Source organism: Microbacterium sp. Bi128 (assembly GCF_918698205.1).
Window position 1 is genome coordinate 1 of record NZ_CAKKMM010001396.1, and the last position, 1,321, is coordinate 1,321.

Sequence of the window (1,321 nt, forward strand, 5' to 3'; positions counted from 1 at the left end):
GGTTGAAGACGACCGCCGCGACATTTGCCGGGATCCCATTAGCCCCTGCAACCTGGAAGGAGACGGCCTTATCGGCACCCACGGGCACCGTTTTCCGGGTGTCGAGGAACCGTTGTGGGGCAATCGGGGCAAACGTTCCGGGCAGCTGGGCGGCCGCCTTTCCGGCCTTGATAACGACGTCGTCAATGAAGCTGTCGCCTGCCTGCCGCCGGTGTTCGGCACCGAGTTGCATCTTGGTGACCGCGGTAAAGCCCGTGGCGATCTGCTTGCTGGAATACAGGAGTTTGCCGTCGAAGATCACCTCTACCGTGGAGGAGGCCCCATTTGCGACGACGTGCGTGACGATATGGTGCCAGGTGCCGAGGGGGACATTGACTTTCATCGGGGTGTAGCGGAGGGTTCCGTCGGGCGCCGCGACCCGCAGCCACATCGGGCCGACGCCGCCGTTGGATCGGTAGACGTCTATGAACCGGGTAGTCCCGTTGAAGAAGCGGAAGTACGGGACGTTGTTGCCGGCGACGCCCTCTTTGGTGATGTTGAACCAGCCGTCGGCGTAGACCTCATTGTTTCCGGCAGGAAGTGGTGCGGAAAAATTGGCCACCGACCCGGCATCCGTGGTGACGTGAACAAAGGCTGAGCAGCGGCCCGAGTGCTGCTGGGCCGAGGAGACATCGGCCGTGCCTGTCCCGGCGGTGAATGCGGCGGCGAAGCCTGCGGTGGTGAGGCTTCCGGACTCGAAGTTCGTGGCAATCACCGTTGTGCCAGGGTATTGGTTGGTCGGTTGGGGTGCTCCCGGCTGACAGGTCGGTACGGCGGCGGACGCCGGACTGGCACCGACCGCCAAACCGGTCAACACTAGTAGGTTGAGCGCTGCAATCACGCCCGCTTTATACAGTCGAATCATTGATCTGCCCCCCTGGCATGGCTCCCAGTTAGTACGAGACCCCAGATACTCCGGGATTCGAGGCGCCAAGGAGGTGCTGTGAGAAGCCGACGCACGAGACCGCTCATACTCCGACGGTGCCTGCCCCAAAGGTATCCCCCAGCAACTTGAATAAACCTTGGGCCCGGGGTGATCCCCGGGCTGCCGGCATCACGCCCGCAGCAGCCCCAGCAGCACGGGCACGACGCCGAGGCAGACGAAAGCCGGCAGGGAGCACAGGCCCAGCGGCACCACGAGCTTCACCCCGAGCGTGGCCGCGCGCTGCTCGGCGGCCCTGTTGCGTTCACGGCGGAGCCGGGCCGCCTGGGCATAGAGGAGCGCTGAGGAGGGGGCGCCGGTAAGCGCGGCGAAGGAAAGAGCGTCGCGCAGGGCCTGAAG

At 64.7% G+C, this 1,321-nt stretch carries 1 protein-coding gene and 1 pseudogene; both read right to left on the reverse strand.

Annotated features, from left to right (window positions below):
* On the reverse strand, positions 1-880 hold an 880-nt coding region (locus LQV45_RS33110; protein WP_230011934.1), incomplete at its 3' end, for a LamG domain-containing protein.
* A 213-nt stretch (positions 881-1,093) separates the two neighbouring features.
* Positions 1,094-1,321: pseudogene (locus LQV45_RS33115) on the reverse strand (type II secretion system F family protein); the annotation flags it as partial.